The sequence below is a fragment of the Candidatus Brocadia sinica JPN1 genome (assembly GCF_000949635.1).
Taxonomy (GTDB): Bacteria; Planctomycetota; Brocadiia; order Brocadiales; family Brocadiaceae; genus Brocadia; species Brocadia sinica.
Map to the genome: position 1 here is coordinate 3818391 of NZ_BAFN01000001.1, position 18745 is coordinate 3837135.

Annotated in this window: 22 protein-coding genes, 2 tRNA genes, 1 pseudogene and 1 riboswitch; of the genes and pseudogenes, 10 read left to right on the forward strand and 15 right to left on the reverse strand. The window is 41.1% G+C overall.

The genetic code is table 11. The annotated features are described in order from the left end of the window. Positions 1–192 precede the first annotated feature (192 nt). On the forward strand, positions 193–396 hold the full coding sequence (locus BROSI_RS17515) for a DUF6722 family protein (protein WP_052565164.1): 204 nt from the start codon (positions 193–195) through the stop codon (positions 394–396). A gap of 176 nt (positions 397–572) precedes the next feature. Here the strand turns inward: BROSI_RS17515 and BROSI_RS17520 are convergent, their stop codons facing one another. The 11 genes from BROSI_RS17520 to BROSI_RS17575 all read right to left on the reverse strand — a co-directional run bounded on the left by BROSI_RS17520 (position 573) and on the right by BROSI_RS17575 (position 8987). After that, positions 573–1406: a DNA adenine methylase gene (locus BROSI_RS17520; protein ID WP_052565165.1), complete on the reverse strand. Its 834-nt coding sequence runs from the start codon at positions 1404–1406 to the stop codon at positions 573–575. A 16-nt stretch (positions 1407–1422) separates the two neighbouring features. Beyond that, complete coding sequence (locus BROSI_RS17525) at positions 1423–2325, reverse strand: hypothetical protein (RefSeq protein ID WP_052565168.1); 903 nt, start codon at positions 2323–2325, stop codon at positions 1423–1425. Positions 2326–2738: 413 nt separating this feature from the next. After that, entirely contained in the window at positions 2739–2951 is a 213-nt protein-coding gene (locus BROSI_RS17535; RefSeq protein ID WP_052565171.1) for a helix-turn-helix domain-containing protein, read from the reverse strand. 238 nt (positions 2952–3189) lie between these two features. Next, positions 3190–3672, reverse strand: a complete 483-nt coding sequence (locus BROSI_RS17545) for a phage terminase small subunit P27 family (RefSeq protein WP_052565175.1) — start codon at positions 3670–3672, stop codon at positions 3190–3192. A gap of 221 nt (positions 3673–3893) precedes the next feature. Beyond that, complete coding sequence (locus tag BROSI_RS17550; protein ID WP_157842609.1) at positions 3894–4115, reverse strand: transcriptional coactivator p15/PC4 family protein; 222 nt, start codon at positions 4113–4115, stop codon at positions 3894–3896. Between the two features lie 20 nt (positions 4116–4135). Continuing rightward, positions 4136–4609 (reverse strand): ERCC4 domain-containing protein, encoded by a 474-nt coding sequence (locus tag BROSI_RS17555; protein ID WP_052565179.1) that lies wholly within the window; start codon positions 4607–4609, stop codon positions 4136–4138. Between the two features lie 29 nt (positions 4610–4638). Next, on the reverse strand, positions 4639–5028 hold the full coding sequence (locus tag BROSI_RS20895; protein ID WP_052565181.1) for a hypothetical protein: 390 nt from the start codon (positions 5026–5028) through the stop codon (positions 4639–4641). A gap of 211 nt (positions 5029–5239) precedes the next feature. Beyond that, positions 5240–7450 (reverse strand): phage/plasmid primase, P4 family, encoded by a 2211-nt coding sequence (locus BROSI_RS17565; RefSeq protein ID WP_052565183.1) that lies wholly within the window; start codon positions 7448–7450, stop codon positions 5240–5242. A 128-nt stretch (positions 7451–7578) separates the two neighbouring features. After that, positions 7579–7743, reverse strand: a complete 165-nt coding sequence (locus tag BROSI_RS20105; RefSeq protein WP_157842610.1) for a hypothetical protein — start codon at positions 7741–7743, stop codon at positions 7579–7581. A 143-nt stretch (positions 7744–7886) separates the two neighbouring features. Further along, positions 7887–8576, reverse strand: a complete 690-nt coding sequence (locus BROSI_RS17570; protein ID WP_052565185.1) for a hypothetical protein — start codon at positions 8574–8576, stop codon at positions 7887–7889. A gap of 213 nt (positions 8577–8789) precedes the next feature. Then, entirely contained in the window at positions 8790–8987 is a 198-nt protein-coding gene (locus tag BROSI_RS17575; protein WP_052565186.1) for a hypothetical protein, read from the reverse strand. Between the two features lie 282 nt (positions 8988–9269). Between BROSI_RS17575 and BROSI_RS17580 the strand changes: the two genes are divergently transcribed. From BROSI_RS17580 to BROSI_RS17595, 4 genes are all read left to right on the forward strand, one after another. Then, positions 9270–9342, forward strand: a tRNA-Glu gene (locus BROSI_RS17580). A gap of 128 nt (positions 9343–9470) precedes the next feature. Further along, positions 9471–10004 carry a hypothetical protein gene (locus tag BROSI_RS17585; RefSeq protein ID WP_052565188.1) on the forward strand — a complete coding sequence of 178 codons (534 nt, stop codon included), beginning with the start codon at positions 9471–9473 and terminating at the stop codon, positions 10002–10004. A 50-nt stretch (positions 10005–10054) separates the two neighbouring features. Next, positions 10055–11575: a tetratricopeptide repeat protein gene (locus BROSI_RS17590; RefSeq protein WP_082059302.1), complete on the forward strand. Its 1521-nt coding sequence runs from the start codon at positions 10055–10057 to the stop codon at positions 11573–11575. A 15-nt stretch (positions 11576–11590) separates the two neighbouring features. Next, a complete protein-coding gene (locus tag BROSI_RS17595) occupies positions 11591–11887 on the forward strand; it encodes a hypothetical protein (protein WP_052565191.1) in 297 nt (98 codons plus the stop codon). A 142-nt stretch (positions 11888–12029) separates the two neighbouring features. On the opposite strand, the gene BROSI_RS17600 is transcribed toward BROSI_RS17595, so the two are convergent. Then, positions 12030–12107: transfer RNA gene (locus BROSI_RS17600), tRNA-Pro, on the reverse strand. A gap of 289 nt (positions 12108–12396) precedes the next feature. Further along, a riboswitch (cyclic di-GMP riboswitch) is annotated at positions 12397–12502 on the forward strand. A gap of 145 nt (positions 12503–12647) precedes the next feature. Between BROSI_RS17600 and BROSI_RS17605 the strand changes: the two genes are divergently transcribed. The 5 genes and pseudogenes from BROSI_RS17605 to BROSI_RS17615 all read left to right on the forward strand — a co-directional run bounded on the left by BROSI_RS17605 (position 12648) and on the right by BROSI_RS17615 (position 15966). After that, positions 12648–12917, forward strand: a complete 270-nt coding sequence (locus tag BROSI_RS17605; protein ID WP_157842611.1) for a hypothetical protein — start codon at positions 12648–12650, stop codon at positions 12915–12917. Between the two features lie 187 nt (positions 12918–13104). After that, positions 13105–13673 (forward strand): annotated as a pseudogene (locus tag BROSI_RS17610) (DUF4147 domain-containing protein). A 4-nt stretch (positions 13674–13677) separates the two neighbouring features. Beyond that, entirely contained in the window at positions 13678–13806 is a 129-nt protein-coding gene (locus tag BROSI_RS19360) for an MOFRL family protein (protein WP_157842613.1), read from the forward strand. A gap of 203 nt (positions 13807–14009) precedes the next feature. Next, entirely contained in the window at positions 14010–14480 is a 471-nt protein-coding gene (gene nrfH / locus BROSI_RS19365; RefSeq protein ID WP_082059306.1) for a cytochrome c nitrite reductase small subunit, read from the forward strand. A gap of 19 nt (positions 14481–14499) precedes the next feature. Further along, complete coding sequence (locus BROSI_RS17615; protein WP_052565197.1) at positions 14500–15966, forward strand: ammonia-forming cytochrome c nitrite reductase subunit c552; 1467 nt, start codon at positions 14500–14502, stop codon at positions 15964–15966. A 114-nt stretch (positions 15967–16080) separates the two neighbouring features. Here BROSI_RS17615 and BROSI_RS17620 read toward each other — a convergent pair whose 3' ends face one another. The 3 genes from BROSI_RS17620 to BROSI_RS17630 form a co-directional block, all read right to left on the reverse strand. Next, the gene (locus tag BROSI_RS17620) at positions 16081–16440 is read right to left on the reverse strand and encodes a DUF309 domain-containing protein (protein ID WP_052565198.1); all 360 of its coding nucleotides are present in this window, start codon (positions 16438–16440) and stop codon (positions 16081–16083) included. Between the two features lie 74 nt (positions 16441–16514). After that, complete coding sequence (gene purM / locus BROSI_RS17625) at positions 16515–17594, reverse strand: phosphoribosylformylglycinamidine cyclo-ligase (protein WP_052565199.1); 1080 nt, start codon at positions 17592–17594, stop codon at positions 16515–16517. A 49-nt stretch (positions 17595–17643) separates the two neighbouring features. Continuing rightward, positions 17644–18699: a glycosyltransferase family 2 protein gene (locus BROSI_RS17630; protein ID WP_052565201.1), complete on the reverse strand. Its 1056-nt coding sequence runs from the start codon at positions 18697–18699 to the stop codon at positions 17644–17646. Between the last annotated feature and the right edge of the window lie 46 nt (positions 18700–18745).

Sequence of the window (18745 nt, forward strand, 5' to 3'; positions counted from 1 at the left end):
CCAAGTATGGGACAGCATACCCGGCCACTGCCTTTGATTGCCTGATCTCTCAGGCATATACCTATAAGCGTCTGTCCACGCTGGTATAATTTGAGTACGTACTAACGTATCTTTAAATTACTGTCAAGTCTTTTTATCTATTCCTTTTTCTTTTGACCTGTTTTAGTAAAATTGGTATTATCTAGTAAGAATATGACAGAGAAACAAAGGTCTAACCTTGCTAAATTCTTTTATGATATCGCAAAGATTGACTTTGCCGCTCTGGTAGTAGCTCAATTTACGAATCCTTTGAACATAAGACTTTGGACATTATTTTTAGGTATAATTTCAACCGCTATTCCACTTTTAATAGCATATAGCCTGGATAGAAAGGAAAAAGACAATGACAGGTCTTGAAATTGTATATCTTATAGTAATAGCATCGTGTCTGATTTTTTATGCCTGGTTTAAATACACTGAGAAGCATTCTAAGCATACGCATTAGTGCCACTGTAACCCCGTCCAGATCATCCAGCATATTGCTCTGGTTACCTCAAAGCCCATTATCCAAAATAAAAAATCATTGAAATAGTTCATTGGTTAAACTCCCGTTCAAAATTCGTCCAAAGGCATTCCACAGTCTTTGGCTTTGATTCCCCTGTTGATTTATGGCTACCCTTGAAGCTTGAATACTCATGCCGATGCCAGCCCCGGTACAATTCATCGTATAGGCTGTTCTGGTAGTGCGTGATCATTACTTTACCCTTTATGCCGTGAAGTAGCCCTGCAAGGGTACGGTGGTCATCCTGGCCAAAGGAATCCTTGCCGTAATAGTGTTCTGAATTCAGATAGGGGGGATCGCAATAAAACAGGGTAGTTTCTGAATCATACCGCTTGATACATTCGGCATAAGGCAGGTTCTCGATAGTAACGTTCCGTAGCCTTCTGGCTATATCGTCAAAGGTATCAATAGCCGTCCTGAAGCTCTGTGCTGGATTCCTGCCAGTGGTAGAAGGCACAGCAAAGCCACCCCGCTTCTGGTCACCTGAAAAGCATGTCCTGTTAAGATAAAACCACTGTGCGGATGCTTCCACAGGATCGCCAGGGATGCTGCATTGTTTCCACTGAGTCCTTAACTCTTGCCATAGGTTTCGGGAATAAGGCATATAGTCTAAAAGGTTAGTCAACATTTGGCATTTCCCCGGTTCCTGGATAATCTTGAAGAAGTTTACCAGGTGATTATCTATATCGTTGATTACTTCTACCTGGGAAGGTGTCTTGCTAAAGAGTAAATGTCCAGCCCCGCAAAAGGGTTCACAATAAAGTGTATGCTCCGGTATCTTTTCGGACAGCCAGCCAGCTAAAAGACCTTTACCGCCGATCCTGGCTAGTGGTGAACGTAAGTTTTTTGTTGCTGATATTGTCATAGTTTTTTTCGATATGTTATACACTATTTCCTACAAACTCAGATACTCTGTTTTTAAGATTGTTTAACAAGTCTAACTCGCCTTTATATTTTTCCACTTCACTGTTAAAAGCTTCAATATCAAGCTCGCCTTCGATAGCATCTTTAATTTTTGATTCAAGAATGTCTGGCCGTAATGCGTCCAGTTCAACGGCAACCTCTCCGAAGGCCAAAACGTGTTTCTTCGCCCTTGTGTCTGTATATTTCAGAGCGTCTGGATTATGTGGCAGTTTATATGTATGAATGTCCTCTTGAATCAACGCAACCCTTTTAAACTCAATTCCACTAACTCCAAGTTCATCGCTTAAGGTAGTTTTCATCGCATCCAGCATTTCAACGCCCGAAGGGTCGAAGTCGCCAAAATATAAAACTAACGGCTGTTTGTCTTGTTTAACCGACAAACGCTCTCTGAAATCGTTTTGAAAACTAATTGAAGAAAACCCTTTGCAAACTACCACCGGAACACAATACCACCTGGCAACACGGGTAAAAATAGAGCTTAATGCGTCCTTCTCAATCCATAACTCAGGGTATTTCTCTTGCGATTGCAGAAGATTCCGCTTATACCTGCTTAAAAAACAATCAAGCTCCTGAGTTACAAACTGGTCTTTATCACTAAAGCCTGTATTATCGTGAAAAACCCTTGTTCTATCTTCCATATCATCCCAGGAAATATAGCCGTTAATCCTTGCCCATTTCAAGCATTGAGAAAGCATAGTGTATTCACTTACTTTGTTTTCAATATATCCTTTACTTACGAATTGATAGTAAATTTGTCGCAGAGTTAGAGGTTTATAATCTGCAAGCTCGTCAAGAATCTGTATAGCCTTGTTTAACTTGTCAAACTGCTTCTCCGTCCACTTCCATTCACGCCTTGCCATATTTTTATCTTCCCTCCTGAATATTACTAATAGGGGATTTTATCGCTGTTATTGCTGTCATTGCTAAACTAAAGCCTCCGAATCGTTTTTAGATGCCAAAACCATATCGTGAGTTCTTTGTTTTCTGTAAAATTCCAGCCCTTTAAGACTAGGTTTTTGGTTTCCTATACCTTTTCGCTTAAGATTCGTTCCCATACGGTAAGAATGCAAATAATAAAGCCTGTCTTCAAAGAGTAATTTCCCTGTACACTCTTTAACCTCTTGTCGTGTTTCCACACAATCAAGGCAATGTGCTTTAATACGTTTTGGAGGGGATAAGGACACGTCTTTTAACTTGCAAACTTTGCTTATGCAATCTACCGTTTTACAATTACTGCACCATCTACACTCCAACCTTATTGATCTCGCTGGTGTCATGATTGTGCCTCCTGTCGGTTCTGGTTGATAAACGCTTCCAGGTCGGACAGTTTAAACCTGTTCAATCGCCCGATCTTTACCACCGGAATTGCCCTCCTCATAGTCATATCGTAAAGCGTGCTTTTTTGAATTCCTAAAAGCTTAGATGCTTCGTCCATACCCAACAACCGAAGTTCATTTCCCGTGTCCACAATTTTTAATTCTGACATTCTTTGCCCTCCATTGATTCGCTAAAAAGGATTTTTTCTTTATCCGCTTAGACTCCCGCCGTTACCACTAGGACGTTATCACCGTCCGAATAATGTTTTTCAAAGCAATCCTGGCACAGACAAACACATTGATCTTCCGGGATGCAGTAAAGTTTATTTGACGGTTTCAGCTCCTCGCATAGGTAACACACGAAATGGTTTTTGAAAAACACGATTTTACTTAAGTCTTTATCTTGCTTCATTTAGCACCCCCTGGTTTTTGGTTCCTCAATTTAACCCCCTGTAGAAAAAAGTCTAATTCGTCTGGTTCGTTCTTCTTTATCTCAATTCCCATCCTAGCTCGACTCTCAACGGATAGCCCCAATTGTTTTCCAGCTTCAATTAAGGTCTTTTGGAGTTCCCGTAAAGCGTTTACAGTCGGATTGATTTTAGGTAACCCTGAATCACTCATAAGCGTATATCCCTCAGCCCGCAACTTCTCACTGCACTTAATTAAGTGGGAATAACAGTCGCAGAATGCCGATAATAGCTCTACATCAAAGGACAGGTTTGCATCGGCCATAACCGCCGTAACACGCTCCCAGGTCTTTTTGCCGATATCATCCAACCATGAAGGTGGTTCAGGCTTTGCCGTTACTTCGGGTAAATCAACGACCTCTTTTGCCCTGTCTTGACGATACGTCCCTTGCATCGCCTTCAATTTATCCGGTTTCCTACGCATAAATCCTCCTACTAGAAAAAAGTTTGAAAACATTGGCAACGAATGCACACGACTGCAACACGCTACACAAGTCTAACCCTGTGGGGATTTTAGGGGGGTTAGGGGGGTGTCAACATGATGTCCCCTTTTGTCACAAAAAGATATGGTCTGCCAGAAATCTGACAAACCAGGGGTGTCAACATGATGTCCCCTTTTGCCCCACAAAGACTTAGAGCAATTTTTCACTGAGTTTTAACTACTCCCTTTTGGAGTATCTTTATCATAGCTTCGATAAATTTGGGCGAAAAGGTAACGCCTTTTTTCGTTGGCAAATAATTCCCATCGTCGCCCTGGAAGAATGTCCGAATATCGACATATTTACGCCCTTTGTATTCTTTTGCACTGATAACAATTTTGTCCGTTTCGCTTTTGACGATCTCACCAAGCATTACGCCTTCCACCACATTTACCCTCCAAAAAGTTTTTAAGAGTTAACCAAGTAAGGTTTTATTCGTTCCAAATACTCATGCTGTTTTCTCAAAAAATGGTATAGAAGTCCTTCGACCATATCCGCTACTAGTCCCGAATTGTCTGCAAAAAAAACGTGTATCCCATATTTCGAACTCAATGCCTGCAAGCTTCCGACAACCGATGCCGCTGTGATTGCACTTCTCCACCCGCCTTTGTAAATATTCGTAAGTGATGATTCAATAACCAAAGCTGAATACTCATATGCCCGCATACGTTGGATTTCATTCATGAATCTTTCACGGCCAACCCCCAACGATCCTAGCAAGTCTGATAAACTTTTACGCTCAATCGTCACCTTATCCGTAAAATGTTTCAAACTGTAATCCCCGGTTGAGAGTCCCATAACCTCCACTGTTGCGTTTTTAAACACCAAAGGGTTTTGTTCTCGTGTATCTTGGATAATGACCAAATCTGATTTTTTTATCATTTAGAGAAAATCAAAGTGCAAAAATGCTTTCAATTGCAATAGATAGATTTATATTTTTCAATCAGATCACACCTGCCAAGTTCTTTTAAGGTGGTGCATACGGATTGACCGCCCGGCTTCCAATAATGATATTTAGGATCACTATTGAAGGGGATGACCAGCACACCTGAGTAGGTAACATACGGTTTAGTCTGGTCTGGTTCACAATTCTCACCCATAATCGCCATTCGTTCGGATAGTTCATAACCTGTGATTTGTGGTTCTTGTTGCTGTTTAGGTTCACCTATCGGTTTAATCTTGCCCTGCTGAGTTAACTTTGCCGCTTCTTTTTCTGCCTCTGACCTACACATACCGCCATCAAATTGCATAATAGTCGCCCTTTCTTCATGAAAATCACGTTCAATTTCTGAAAAGCCCACCTAGAAATGTTTCTAAACTCGTTTTGTTTTGTGTTCCATTCTTTTTCGTTTTGTTTTTATTTGCTATCATTTGTATTGATTTCTTTAATATTTTGCACCTGAGATTCCGTACCTTTGAGTACCCTTGTACCCTATTTTCCCTAAAATCCCCTATGCGAAGCGTACTATAGAAAAGTTATAGGAAATTGGTCGTTATGGGTACTTATGGGTACTACTTTTCAATTTTGAGGCCGATGCCCTTCCAACAATTTCCACCAGACTTTACTCGTTCCAAGCCTCGCTCTGTCAAACGTAACCCAAAACTGCGTTGACTTAATATGTATTCGCCGCCCGCTTCACACCAATTTTTATATGCTCCGTACAAGTCGCTTGCTTTTGATTTAACTTCAGGCGTCAAAATACAGCATTCAGCCAAGAAAGCTCCAATGACGTCCATTTCTTCACGGTAATGGTTTGTTGCGTTCTGGACTTCTTCAGGCGTCTGCAATCCGCCTCTTCGCCACTCAAGGGAACCCTGAACTGCCCAAGCCAAAATGCCGGGAAATTCCTTTGTGAACATTTCCATGACTTTGGATTTCAGAATTCGTTTTTCCTTTGGGATTTTGACGTTGAAAGGAATTAGTTTGATACGCCTCCAAATAGCATGATCCGTTCCTTTAATATTTGGTTTATGGTTACAGGCCAGCCAAAGCTTAAATTCTGGTTTGAAGTCAAAAAATTCACCGTACAAGAACCGTGCTGTTATCGTATCACCACCAGTTAGTTGCTTGACCAGCACCTCAGCAAGCCGCCGTTCACCTTCAGTCTCGACAGCCGATATAAAACGACGCCCTTGCATCCTCGCAATGTCATTTCTAGTACCGCCGTCATTCTTCTTGGTTAGGAACGTCTCGAAATCCGCTGCTTGTGCATAGTCGCCAAGCAGTGTTGAAATAGCATCAATAAACGAACTTTTCCCATTTTCGCCAAGCCCATATGGTAGGAAAAGGCACTGTTCTGAAGTGTCCCCCGTTAGTGAATAACCTACCGCCCGTTGAATAAACCGAATAAGGTCGTAGTTCCAATTGAATATCATTTCCAGGAATTCAAGCCACTGTGGACATTGTGCCGCCGGATCGTATTCAACCCGGATGATCTTGGTTATGAAGTCTTTAGGATCATGCGGTTTTAAATCCCCCGTTCTCAAATCAATCGTTCCGTTCAGGCAATTTAAAAGATATGGATTTGTGTCAAGCTCGTCAGGCTGAATTGGGATTTCTTCCTCACTTTCGGCAAGTGAAACCATAGCCGTTATCTTATCTTTCCCCTGGCTTTTAGCTCCCCACTTTCCCAGCCTCTTGCTTATATCGGGGTCGCTAGCCAGGTAAGCCTCCTGATAAATATTATGCACGGTCTTTTTCGCTAATCTTAAAATTTGCCCATTGTTATCGATACTCCACGTCTTACCATCCCACGTTAACCACTTTTTCCGGGCATAATAATAACGAATCACGTCGCCATGTTGCGAAACCAGCCGTTTTGCATTACCCAAATCTGTGCAGTTAAAAACTTTTGGTTTATTTGTTTCTGGCTGATTCACCGATGCTGCTTCCCCTTTATCTGGCATCCATTCAGGAGCATTTTGAACGAGTTCAATCAGCTTTTCTTTGTTGTTGCCTGGTATTTTTGACCAGTCAAGCACGTCCTCAGCTTCAGAGAGTCCCGGCAATTCAACAACCCTCAATTCCCCGACCTTGCCGTGTAATACGCTGGCTATCTTTGAAGCATATTCCCGGCCTGGTTTGTCACTATCTGGAAGGATAACCACCTTTTCCAGCTTGGAGAGTATTTCAATATGTTCATTCTTGATAGGTGAATTAGCTCCAGAATCAAGACAGGTAGCAACCAGCCCCCAAGAGTTTAGAAGGTCGGCTTTTGCTTCACCTTCGACAATGAAGCAATATTTCGACTTTGTAATCTGTGGTAAGTTGTAAGGCGCAGGATCACAGCCCCTACCCATTGCCCACCTATCGCCCTCCAAGTGTTTGAAAACGAATTCCTTTCGCTTTCCATTACGCCCAGGTTCCAACCGTTCCTTAAGATAAAGAACATTGCTCGCTTCATCCATGTATTTGAAAGTGGCTACAACTTTTGGCTTAATATCCGATTCGACAATCCCAGCTATTTTCCCGATTTCTCTTAGTGCTGTCGGAAAATCAACATCCTTAAACCTTTGGTAGAATGTGAATATATCCCCTTTAGCGTCACAGGAAAAACACCTGAATAACCCTGATTCAACATTCACGGAGAGAGACGGATTTGTATCATCATGGAAGGGACACAGCCCCAGTGCTTCGGGTTTACCGTTGACCTCCAGGGAAGGGATTAGTTCCTGGTAAAATTTTGACTTGTCCAGCCGATTAAGAATTTCTGTCTTATTCATTTAGCGCCTTAATAATGAAAGTACAAGCATTAACGATCCGTGATCGATTTTTCGTGAAAGGCTTCCCAGCGATCTCGTTTTTGTAACCTGCCAGTAATTTACGCAAGAGTTTTTGGCTTTTCTTCATTTTATCCTTTCGTTGTGGTCGGACTCCCTGCTCTCGTTTTCAACACAAGGTCAATGCCTTGACGGACAATTTCGGAAATCGGTTTACCTTCTTTTATAGAGATATGTTTAAGTTCCCGGTATGTAGAGAACGCCAGTATTAGGTTAAATGTTTTCGTTGGTACCATTTTTAGACTCCTATAAAACAAAAAGCTCCGCGACAAACACTTGTCATCGCGGAGCTAAATATACCCCCAACTGTATTATGATTGCAAAATGGGGAGTTTTTGGGGAGTAAAACTTTTCAGTATTTAAGCGGGTTTCAGGTCAATCATGGGAAGTCTTTTGGGGAGTTTTTGGGGAGTTTGATATTTATGGAAGACGTGTATTTTTTATCGCCAAGACTCACGATTAAATCTTTTTGAAGTGCTTCCTTGCATAGCTTGTTAATTGCGTTTTTCTCTTTTTCAAATGGCTGTCTTTCCTTTTTGGATAAAGTTGTTTTACTCATTGTATCGATACCATAGTGGTAAGTTAAAATGTACTGTAGTTCTAGGAATTTTTCGCTTCCTGTCTCTCTAATCATAAACCTCAAAAGGTCTGCGCGAGACGGTTGAAACCTTATTGTTTCCTCGCCTATGTGCAACGTATTTGCATTATCTAGCAAGTAGCTATTTCCTTGTGTGTCTTCCGTAGTGTTTGTTGTTGTTTCATTAAGGATAATCTTATTCAACTTGTCTTCTCTAGACCTTGCCAGAATTCCCAATTCTCTGTTGTATTCTTCCAGTTGGTCGCAAACGGTAGGAAAGTTTAGAAGTGGTGAGCTCAATTCCTTAAGCTTGCTTAATAGCTTTTCTTCGGTCGCAGAGAGAATAACGTCACTTACGGGTATCTCGTCATATTTGTCTAACGTTTGCTGTAAACTGTGGATTTCATACATAACTTCAAGAGATTTGATTTCCCCTTGAATTCCTTTAATTTCTTCGTCCAATAACCTTACTTCGTCACTTGTATTTCCCATCGGATACCTCCTGAAGTAATCCCCCCTGGAAAGTAGAATTAAGGGCAGGCCGTCCAGGACAACGGCTTTTCGCTGATCAGGCTATCCCTTAGTTGTTAATTTAACCGCTAAAATCACGGTGTTTAATAAGCAAATTGCCACTTGGACACGCTTCATTGACCTTACCCACGTGGAAACCCTTCGGAATCATTTCTAGACGTCTAGAATGCGTTTCTAATAGGCAATTCTACCGTGCTCTTTGGTCTTCCAATCCTTATCATAGATCGTGATATATCCGTTTTCAATAACCACATGCTCTTTGATCTTGCCCTGGGTGTCATAAATATCAATCGTCTTGCGTTCCTGTCTAGACCCGGTGACGGTTCCACATCCGGCTATTAAAAGGCAAAGAATTATTGCGGTTCGCTTCATGGTGAACCCTCAGTTACATGATCATTACATGAAACTTATGTCGTACTTTCTCTGAACCTAATCATAAAAACATATCAAAAATGGTCGAAAGAAACAAGAGATAAAATCGACTTGAAAACCCTGTAAATACTGGTAGAATCAAAGGAAATCAGAAAATATCAAAACACTTAGAAATCTAGCAAAAAAGGTTAATTTTTATTGACATCATAAAATAAATATAGTATTTTCTATAAGCGCAATTTGTAAGAATTTGCATATTCTTATTTTCCTTGCATATATAATGCCCCCATCGTCTAGCGGCCCAGGATGCCAGGTTCTCAGCCTGGAGACAGGGGTTCAAATCCCCTTGGGGGTACTTTAGCGGCAGCTGAAAATGCAATGGAAATCTCCCTGCAATCATGCATAAAGTGTTTCACGCTTTTTATAACATTCAATTTGGAATCCCAAACCCAATGCCACTTTGCGAATCAAAGGAGACGATAGATGTATAAAAGGATTTGGAAAACAAAACGTGCGTCCTTCAAAGTATTTTTGTTATCAATTTCAGTTTTATTTTTGTTTTCACTGCAGTCGGAGGTATTTGGTAAAACAGGTAAAGGATCCCGGTGGAATATTCGAGGATATGCCATAAAAAACGTTGCTATTAGTAAAAATACCAAATCGGACTTTTTGGTAGTGATGGGGGCATTCGCCACATCAGATGAACCTACAGCAGAACCCATACCTCTTAAATATGAATATCCAACGTTCAGCAGATTTTATGTGGGAATTGTTATCGTCAATAATAGCAACAGAGACAAGGATGTGACAGTCACCTTTGAGCTTTCCGGCATCAGGAGCGGAAAAGAAGATGCGGAGTTTACCATTCCCAGAGAAAGCACATTTTTGGCATATATTGATGACACACTTGGCAGGCCAGGTTTTTATACATACAAGGTGGGTGTTAAGAACTCGGGAAGTTCGAAGATCACGTTGATGATGGAAGATAGTGATGATATTAATGATGAGACTGAATAGTCTTATCATCGTTTATAAGTACGGATAATTATGTCGCTCAAGCTGTGACTATGAACGTCAATAAGAAAAGATTCTTAGTCCTGTTTTTGATAAACGTATTAATCGCTGTCCATGTCATTCTATGGTATAAATTTGGCTATCAAAAAGTCGGGACATTTAGTTTGAATGGAATTGTTAGCCTTTTCGGAATGGGCTTGCTAAATTCCGCGGCTGCATTTTTCATTTTTGTAATATTTCTAACGATCTTTTTTGGGAGGCTATTTTGCGGGTGGGGATGTCACTTTGCCTTCTTTCAGGAACTTGCCTTAAAAATTCTTCATAAAGTTGGAATAAATCCGCAAATCATCCACTCCAAAGCAAGTATCATCCAATACGTCTTTCTTCTGAAAACATTAATGGTAATTTTTGAATTTTGGTTTATTTACGGTTATCCCCAGTTTCGCATAGGATTCAATGATACGCAGGTAATGACCGTAGATCTTCCAAGAAATCCTTTCATTATCGTATCCTTTATCGTATTTGATGCCTTTCTGTTTATCTATCTTCTGGGATCGAGGGCATTTTGTAGATACGTGTGCCCTTGGGCACCCATGCTTGCGTTCTTTGATAATTTCAGTTTCTGGCGTATTCGAAAGGTTAATGAGTGCAAGGGCTGTCTGATCTGTACCAGGAGTTGCACTATGGGAATCCCGGTGCATGAGGAGATTGCTCAGCACAATGCTGTCGTAAATACAAATTGTATTCGCTGCCTTGCCTGTAAAAATGCCTGTCCAAATGGTACGTTGAGTTACCGATGGGGGTTAAATGTGATTTCAATTACCCGTCGAATTGAATGGTTGATTCCCAGGCAAGGTAATTATGGCTGGTATTGCGACTTTTTCCTTATCTTCTGTGGATTAATTGTTGCGTATTACACCCAAAAGTGGCTGGGGAGTTTTCAGACATTTCTTGGCGCTGCATGGGGGTTATGCCTGGGTATTTTCATTATGAGATACTTAGAGCGTAAGCACGTACCTATGTCAGAAATTATCCAACAAAAAAGAAAGTTTTTGACCGTGGGTTTGATAACCTTATCAACGCTTGTTTGGTGCTGGGCAACAAATACCCCGCCTGACATCCGTTTCTTATTGAGGGGAAACAGGGCCTTTGATTTAATGGAATATGACAGGGCCATTGCAATTTACAATCAGGCAATTAATGAATATCCCTCCAATTATGAGATTAGAGCCGCTCTTGCGCTGGCGTATAAACAGAAGGGCGATTTTAGTCGTGCAATAACAGAATATAAGATACTCATAAATAGTAATCCCGAAAATGCGGCACTTCACAATAATTTGGGAACAGTTTATTACAGGAATGAAAATTACGATTTAGCTATTGAGCAATACAAGAAGTCTATTCAAATAGATGAACAACTAATGGCCGCGTATGGTAATCTTGGTTTGGTATTTTTAAAAAAAGGGAATGTTAAGGAGGCTATTCCCTTTCTCAGAAAAGTCTTTCAAAATGAAGAAGATGTGGTAAAATGCATTGATATGTTATATAAACCCAATCAGGAACAAACCGGATAGAAAGAGAGGGGCGTTATGGAAAATGTTTATACGTGTGAGACATGTGGTTTGGTAACGACAAATAAAGGTCACCTTTGTAATCCAGTACCCGCCAAGAAGGTTGTTAGTTGCAAATTTTGCGGTACAGTAACTGGTGATCCCCGGCACGTATGTGCACCTCAGATCGTTAATTTAAAGTACATCTGTGATTCATGTGGTCGGCTTGCCTCCAAACGCGACATGCTTTGCCGTCCATCGGCTATACCAAAACAAAAGAAGGCAGTCAAGAAGGCCGTTTCAAAAAAAGTAGGAAAATCTAAAAAATCAAAATAGGTAAGTCGTATTTTATATAGGCGCAGCTTTTTTGCATAGCGTAAAACTGAAATACACGCAGAGACGGCATCGTAGATCTAATCCAAAAATTTATCTATAAGTATAAAGTGAAAGGGGGGGGGCGATCATGCAGCTGCTTTAGTGGTCGGGGCGAGAGGATTTGAACCTCCGACCTCCTGCTCCCAAGGCAGGCGCGCTAGCCAAACTGCGCTACGCCCCGTTGATGAATTTAGTACTGTTCACATCAATTCAAGTTTACGTATTATACGTTTTATATATTGAAATACAAGGAAAAACAATAATTTTTCATGAAAATTCTGGTGTATTATAAAGCGGGAAGAATGGTGAAACATCAGTGTAAATATTTTTGTAAGGGTTAAACTGGTAAGGCCATATTTTCCGGCAGGTTAGGTCGATTTACGGCTTTGTAATATTTTCCTTGACATAGAACGTTATAAGATTAAAATAATTGCTAAATAAAAGCTATTTTCAATAAATCATAGTATACTTTCAGATAAAGGCAAACCCTGGGTAACCAGGGGACGCAAAGTAAAGGATCTTTAAAATATTTTCCTGCTATGACAGGAAAAATATAAAGACAGCCTTACTGCCGAAGATGTTTCATAGAATATCTTTGCAGTAAGGCTGTCTTTGTTTGTGGATTGAATATGTCAAAATATAAATATTTGGAACAATATTGTACAGAGTTTTGTTTTGTAAATCGATTGTAATTTACTTTTCCTAACCTTTTGAGGAGTTCATGATGAGTGTCCAGCATAAAGAAAAATCAAAGCGTAAAACCTTAAAAAAATACAATGAAAAAAACCTTTCTCTAAAAAATGTCTATACTGACAAGGCGGAAAGAAGTTGTCTCATGTGTGGGAAAAAATTTATTAGCAGGGGCCCTCACAACAGGCGATGTCCAAAGTGCAACCAGAAGATAGATCAGGCAGCAGAAAACACGTTCTACATGCCGACAATATATAATAACGATGGCAGTCCTACAGGAGATTTTGCACCAGTCGGTTAAGGGATAGCAGAAGCCTTAATTGCTGTTCGAAAGGGGTTGGGTAATGGATGTTACCTAACCCTTTTTTGTTATCGCCTATTTAGAATTTTACTATTACCTTTTTATGATGAAGCAATTGAATCCTGTACAGACACATGCGCGAGAAATATTTTATGCAGGACTACGAGCGGTAGAGACTGACGTTTGTATGCGCAGGCATATTTGTCTCGCAGGTGGTTTCCTGAAAATGGGGAAAATGGTGTATTATCTTAATACTTATAAGGATATTTATGTCGTTGGATTTGGCAAGGTTAGTGGTTTCATGGCTGTAACGCTTGAAGAATTGCTGGGGGAAAGGATAAAGGCGGGTATTGTTAATGTACGATATGGTTATGATGCTCCATGCAGGATTGTCAAAATTAATATGGCAGGGCATCCGATTCCGGACGAGTCAGGGATAAAAGGCACAATTGAAATCATTCATCTTTTAAGAGATGCAAGGGAAAGCGATCCTGTCATATGTCTGATCTCTGGAGGTGGGTCGGCTTTATTTGAGTTGCCGTACGGAAGCATGTTTCGCAGGTAAAAGGAGGGCGTTTAGTAAAAATGTGTAAGGCTAAGATCGCATCACTAATATTATCAGATGTAGTGGATAATCAACTTGATACCATTGCATCTGGACTGATATCGCCAGACCACAGCACCTTTTTAGATTGTGAAAAGATTTTGAAGAAGTATAAATTGTTTCACAGAATTCCCGTAGCAAATCGAGATTAACGGATTGGAAAATACGGTTGTTCTCAGCGCGGGTACTGATGGTATAGACGGAAACACGGATGCTGCCGGGGCCATTGCAGATGGTGTTACCGTTACGCGTGCAAAGAGATTAGCATCCAGAAGCATATCTTGACGATAATAATTCGTATTCGTTTTTAAAGGGTTGAATGACCAGATCGTTACTGGCCCAACAAAAACAAACGTGATGGATATTATGCTATTGCTTGTCAAATAAATCAGATTATTTTCTTGCGCTTTTACCAAAAAAGTAGTTAATAATCTTTCACAGCACAAAAAATTCAGTGTATTCACACCAACTCAAAAATGTGAGGAACGATGAGAATTCTGTCGGGTTTAAATTTATGCATTATTTTCCTGTGTTGTTGTGTGGGAATATTTATCGGTTTATGCGGATACACATTTTACTATGCAAATGGGGCATCCTATCTATCGAACGATCCGAAGGCTTGCGTTAACTGCCATATCATGCGTGAACAATATGATGGATGGCAAAAAGCGAGTCATCATGCCGTTGCAACATGCAACGATTGCCATATACCACATGAGTTCGTGCCAAAATATATCACAAAACTAAAAAACGGTTTCTGGCATTCGAAGGGTTTTACCTTGCAGGATTTCAGTGAGCCAATTCGGATCCTGTCAAAAAACCGTGCCATTTTACAAAAGAATTGTCTGTATTGCCACGGGGAGTTCGTGAGCGAGATAGCTACTCACCCGGGCAACGATAGGCAAATGTTGGATTGTATCCATTGTCACAGCAGCGTCGGTCACGGTCCGTCGCGCTAGATTGAGGAGAAACAAAGCCATGAATCGTCAATCGCCAGTTCATTTTCGAGCTAGTACGAAGATTTTCTATCTGCTAATAATTGTTGTAGTTGCAGTTGCAACGGTGGGAGTTATTCTTCTGTTAAAAAACGTTACCCGGCGCAAAGAAGAGGCGAAGCAGCATGTATTTCGCGTGGTGGAAGTGACTGAGGATACCGTTGACCCTGTTATCTGGGGTAAAAATTACCCGCGTCAATACGATGGTTATCGCCGGACAGTCGATACAGAACGGACCAGACACGGTGGAAGTGATGCCTTCAATAAGCTTGAAGAAGACCCGCACTGGCGTGAAATCTTTAAAGGCTATGCCTTTGGTGTGGATTATCGTGAGGATCGGGGCCATGCCTACATGCTCTCTGATCAGGATATAACGGAACGGATTAAAATTGTCAAACAACCGGGCGCATGTCTGCATTGTCATTCATCTGTCCTGCCTGCTTACCGGGAGGCTGGCATTCAGGCAGGTATACCTGCGGATAAAGCACATCGGCAAGAGCAAATTATGAAAGGTTTTGAAATAGTCTGTGCCATGCCATATGATGAGGCGCGCAAGATGGTCTCCCATCCTGTCTCCTGTATTGATTGCCATGATCCGGAGACCATGCAATTACGCGTTACCAGGCCTGCCTTTCTCAATGCGATTCGAGAGTTAGCCAGATCGGATTATCCATTACCCCATTTACCCAGCATTGAACGCTGGCGTAAAGAAGGGCGTAAAGCTGAGTATGATGTTAATGTGATGGCGACACGACAGGAGATGCGTTCATTTGCCTGTGGCCAATGCCATGTTGAGTATTACTTTAAAGGCGAAGGGAAACTCTTAACGTATCCCTGGCAAAAAGGTATGAGGGTAGACCAGATCGAAGGCTATTATGATGAAACGGGCTTTAAAGATTGGACTCACAAAGCTACCGGTGCGCCGGTACTCAAAGCCCAGCATCCTGAATTTGAAATGTGGAGTCAGGGGATTCATGCCCGTAGCGGTGTGGCATGTGCGGACTGCCATATGCCTTACAAACGGGACGGAGCAATCAAAATCAGCGACCACAATGTGCGCAGTCCGTTATTGAACGTTTCCAATGCATGTCAAACCTGTCATCATTTTAGCGAATCGGAACTTAAGTCGCGTGTTGAATTGATTCAGGACCGCACAAGAGACTTAATGGTTCGTGCTGAGGTCGCGGTGGTTGCCCTTATTCATGATGTACAACGGGCGCAAGAATCTGGTATACCTGAGGAACAATTGAAAGCGGCGCAAACCTTACACCGTAAGGCGCAGTGGCGACTGGACTTTGTGGCAGCAGAAAATTCAATGGGTTTCCACGCTCCACAAGAAGCCGCACGTATACTGGGTGAAGCAATTGATTATGCGCGGCAAGGGCAGCTTGAGATACTGAAATTACAAACTACGGCAACAGCAAAAGATAAACCTGTAAAGGCCAACTGACAGAGAGATAAAATCCGTCTTGCCAATATTATCAGCCATTGCAGGTATATTTTTAAAACATGAATATAGTTCTTTGCCATTTTACCGTTCCTTAGCGTTAAAATATTAACCATTCTATAGTCTTTTAATTCTTGGGAGTTCCTTATCTGATATGCATTTTTGGGATGACTTAACTTTTCCCTGAAACGTGACTATCTCTTTCAGGAAATCATCCAGATCAATTTTTATTTTTATCCCTTCCAATTTTTTTAAAAGTTTAATGCCTTTTTCGAGAAGTCTTGAAGTTCCGATATAATTTTTCCGTTTGTAGTGATGGAGTGCTACCGCAACCATGATCAATCCTTGAATGAAATATTTTTCGGGTGAGTTTTCAATACCACGCCATTGATCTTCCCATGTTTCATGGGCTTCGAAATAATTCCCTTCATTGAAGAATTTGATGCCTTCCTCAAATTTATCCATGTCTATATTCATAACTGTTACCGTGTTAAAACTTTTTTCCCAATTTTGTTGTGGCTATGCCACGTTAAGGTATTGAGTAAATTCTTTCATACAATGTGTACAATCCTATCTCCTCTCGTAACTTCACCAATAACCATTCCTGGTTCTTTTGCATGTCTAAGATCATCTAAGAGAGTTTCGGCATCTGATTTGGATACCATCAATACCATCCCAATACCCATGTTAAATACACGAAGCATTTCCTGATCATTAACGCCACCTACATTCTGGATGATGTCAAATATCTTCGGAACGTCCCATCTATTTCTTTCCAGCTGAACAGCACAACCTTCCGGTAAGATACGAGGTATATTTTCCAGGAGCCCGCCCCCTGTAATATGAGCCATCCCCTTTACGATCTTCTTAGTCTTATGTTTATTCAACACTTTCAAAATCGATTTCACGTAGATTTTAGTTGGTTTTATCAATTCTGCTCCCAGGGTAGTATTCAATCCGTATTTACTAAGACTCTGGGTTGTTTTCATCTTTGCTTTGTCAAAGAAAACCTTTCTTACAAGAGAAAACCCATTGCTGTGGATACCGCTCGAACTTAAACCTATCACCATATCTCCGGGTTTTATTGTTTTGCCATTGATAATCTTGTCCTTTTCAACGACACCAACCACAAAACCTGCGATGTCATATTCGCTATCATGATAAAACCCTGGCATTTCTGGTGTTTCACCGCCAATGAGGGCGCAACCTGACTGGCGACATCCTTCTGCAATACCATCTATTACTTCGTGCAGGACCTTCGGTACAATCTTGCTACTTGCCAGATAATCCAGGAGAAATAGGGGCTCTGCCCCCAATACAATGATGTCATTTACACACATGGCCACAAGATCGATTCCGATGGTATCGTGTTTATTCATCATAAAGGCAATTTTTAATTTGGTACCCACACCGTCGGTGGAGGAGACGAGTACGGGTTGGCGATATTTCTTAAGTCGAGAATTTAGCGCAAATAGTCCGCCAAATCCATCAGGATTTTCAATTACCCTCGGACTGAAGGTCGTTTTCATTTTTGAGTAAATATCTGTGGTAAATTGACCTTTTGTGTCAATATCAACACCAGCATCTCTGTAAGAAAGTCCCTTTGTTGTTTTCTTGGTTTTTTTTGTCATAAGTTGTCCTTCGTAAAGTAAGGCAGACAGCCGTTCACTCTTATCATAATTAAATTAATATTTTTTTCTCTGTGTCCTCTGTATCTTTGTAGTTTGTTTTTTCCTTCCACGAAGGCTTTATTGAACCCACCCTGCCTTTACAAAAACCCAGACACATGCCAAATACATACGCAAACTCACGTACGAGGGGTAAAACTGCAAGCACAGGTAATGTTTTTAACGATGCACGATCTCTATTTCTAGCCATAACGACGGCACCTAATGGAACGTAAATGAGTGTCAATAAATTTAATAAAAGTAAGAAGATCAAACCTGGCACGAAATACATGCGTATTCCATACGGTATCGTTACCAGAAATGTTAAGAGGCTTAGAAAAAGCGCCATGAATAACATAGGTCGTATCCATAGTTTTATATTAAATGGCATTTGTTCACGAAATTTCAGGCCCATTGCATATCCCCAGTAAAACTTTCTCCTCCAGATACCTGACCATGTATCTGGATATTGGGTACTCACAATATTGTTGGGATCATAAACAACCGTACCTACCCTCCGTAATTTCCATCCTAACTCAGAATCCTCACTCCACCATGAATTTTCGTTAAAACCTCCTAAATCTAATAGTGCATTTCTACGAATAGCTGAATTTACGCCAGACAGCTTATTGGGCACAAGCGACTTCCTAAAGACCCCATTCAATATTTGATCCAGGACACTCGTCGCATTTGCCAATGGTTTATCCTTGTTATGAGACTGATAAGCTCCACCTACTGCAATGACACCTTGTCGTTTAAAATGTGATTTAAACCTTTGTAACCAATCAGCGGGTACAACTGTATCGGCATCCGTTGTGATAATAATGTCACCTGTAGCCTTTTGCAACCCGGAGTTCAGGGCAGCAGCCCTTCCGCCGTTTTTTTTCCGCCTGGCCAAAATTACCCCTTTATCCAAAAATCTCTCTACAGACTGAACAGTACTATCAGTCGAGGCATCGTCAATAACAATGATTTCCTTATCGCCGTAAGTAAGCGAAGTGAGGGAATTGAGACAGGATGAGATGGGTTGTTCTTCATTGTATGCAGGAACGAGGATGGAAAATTTCATCAAAAATCCCCTCACCCTAGCCCTCTCCCCTTGTGGGAGAGGGAAT

Excerpts from the sequence above, each read along its gene's own strand:
- BROSI_RS17590 (WP_082059302.1), top strand. The coding sequence starts at position 10,055 with ATGAACGTCAATAAGAAAAGATTCTTAGTCCTGTTTTTGATAAACGTA.
- BROSI_RS17525 (WP_052565168.1), bottom strand. The coding sequence starts at position 2,325 with ATGGCAAGGCGTGAATGGAAGTGGACGGAGAAGCAGTTTGACAAGTTA.
- nrfH (WP_082059306.1), top strand. The coding sequence starts at position 14,010 with ATGAGAATTCTGTCGGGTTTAAATTTATGCATTATTTTCCTGTGTTGT.
- BROSI_RS17585 (WP_052565188.1), top strand. The coding sequence starts at position 9,471 with ATGTATAAAAGGATTTGGAAAACAAAACGTGCGTCCTTCAAAGTATTT.
- BROSI_RS20105 (WP_157842610.1), bottom strand. The coding sequence starts at position 7,743 with ATGGTACCAACGAAAACATTTAACCTAATACTGGCGTTCTCTACATAC.
- BROSI_RS17565 (WP_052565183.1), bottom strand. The coding sequence starts at position 7,450 with ATGAATAAGACAGAAATTCTTAATCGGCTGGACAAGTCAAAATTTTAC.
- BROSI_RS17620 (WP_052565198.1), bottom strand. The coding sequence starts at position 16,440 with ATGAATATAGACATGGATAAATTTGAGGAAGGCATCAAATTCTTCAAT.
- BROSI_RS17605 (WP_157842611.1), top strand. The coding sequence starts at position 12,648 with ATGATGAGTGTCCAGCATAAAGAAAAATCAAAGCGTAAAACCTTAAAA.
- BROSI_RS17520 (WP_052565165.1), bottom strand. The coding sequence starts at position 1,406 with ATGACAATATCAGCAACAAAAAACTTACGTTCACCACTAGCCAGGATC.
- BROSI_RS17630 (WP_052565201.1), bottom strand. The coding sequence starts at position 18,699 with ATGAAATTTTCCATCCTCGTTCCTGCATACAATGAAGAACAACCCATC.
- purM (WP_052565199.1), bottom strand. The coding sequence starts at position 17,594 with ATGACAAAAAAAACCAAGAAAACAACAAAGGGACTTTCTTACAGAGAT.
- BROSI_RS17515 (WP_052565164.1), top strand. The coding sequence starts at position 193 with ATGACAGAGAAACAAAGGTCTAACCTTGCTAAATTCTTTTATGATATC.
- BROSI_RS17535 (WP_052565171.1), bottom strand. The coding sequence starts at position 2,951 with ATGTCAGAATTAAAAATTGTGGACACGGGAAATGAACTTCGGTTGTTG.
- BROSI_RS17570 (WP_052565185.1), bottom strand. The coding sequence starts at position 8,576 with ATGGGAAATACAAGTGACGAAGTAAGGTTATTGGACGAAGAAATTAAA.
- BROSI_RS17615 (WP_052565197.1), top strand. The coding sequence starts at position 14,500 with ATGAATCGTCAATCGCCAGTTCATTTTCGAGCTAGTACGAAGATTTTC.
- BROSI_RS17555 (WP_052565179.1), bottom strand. The coding sequence starts at position 4,609 with ATGATAAAAAAATCAGATTTGGTCATTATCCAAGATACACGAGAACAA.
- BROSI_RS17595 (WP_052565191.1), top strand. The coding sequence starts at position 11,591 with ATGGAAAATGTTTATACGTGTGAGACATGTGGTTTGGTAACGACAAAT.
- BROSI_RS17575 (WP_052565186.1), bottom strand. The coding sequence starts at position 8,987 with ATGAAGCGAACCGCAATAATTCTTTGCCTTTTAATAGCCGGATGTGGA.
- BROSI_RS17545 (WP_052565175.1), bottom strand. The coding sequence starts at position 3,672 with ATGCGTAGGAAACCGGATAAATTGAAGGCGATGCAAGGGACGTATCGT.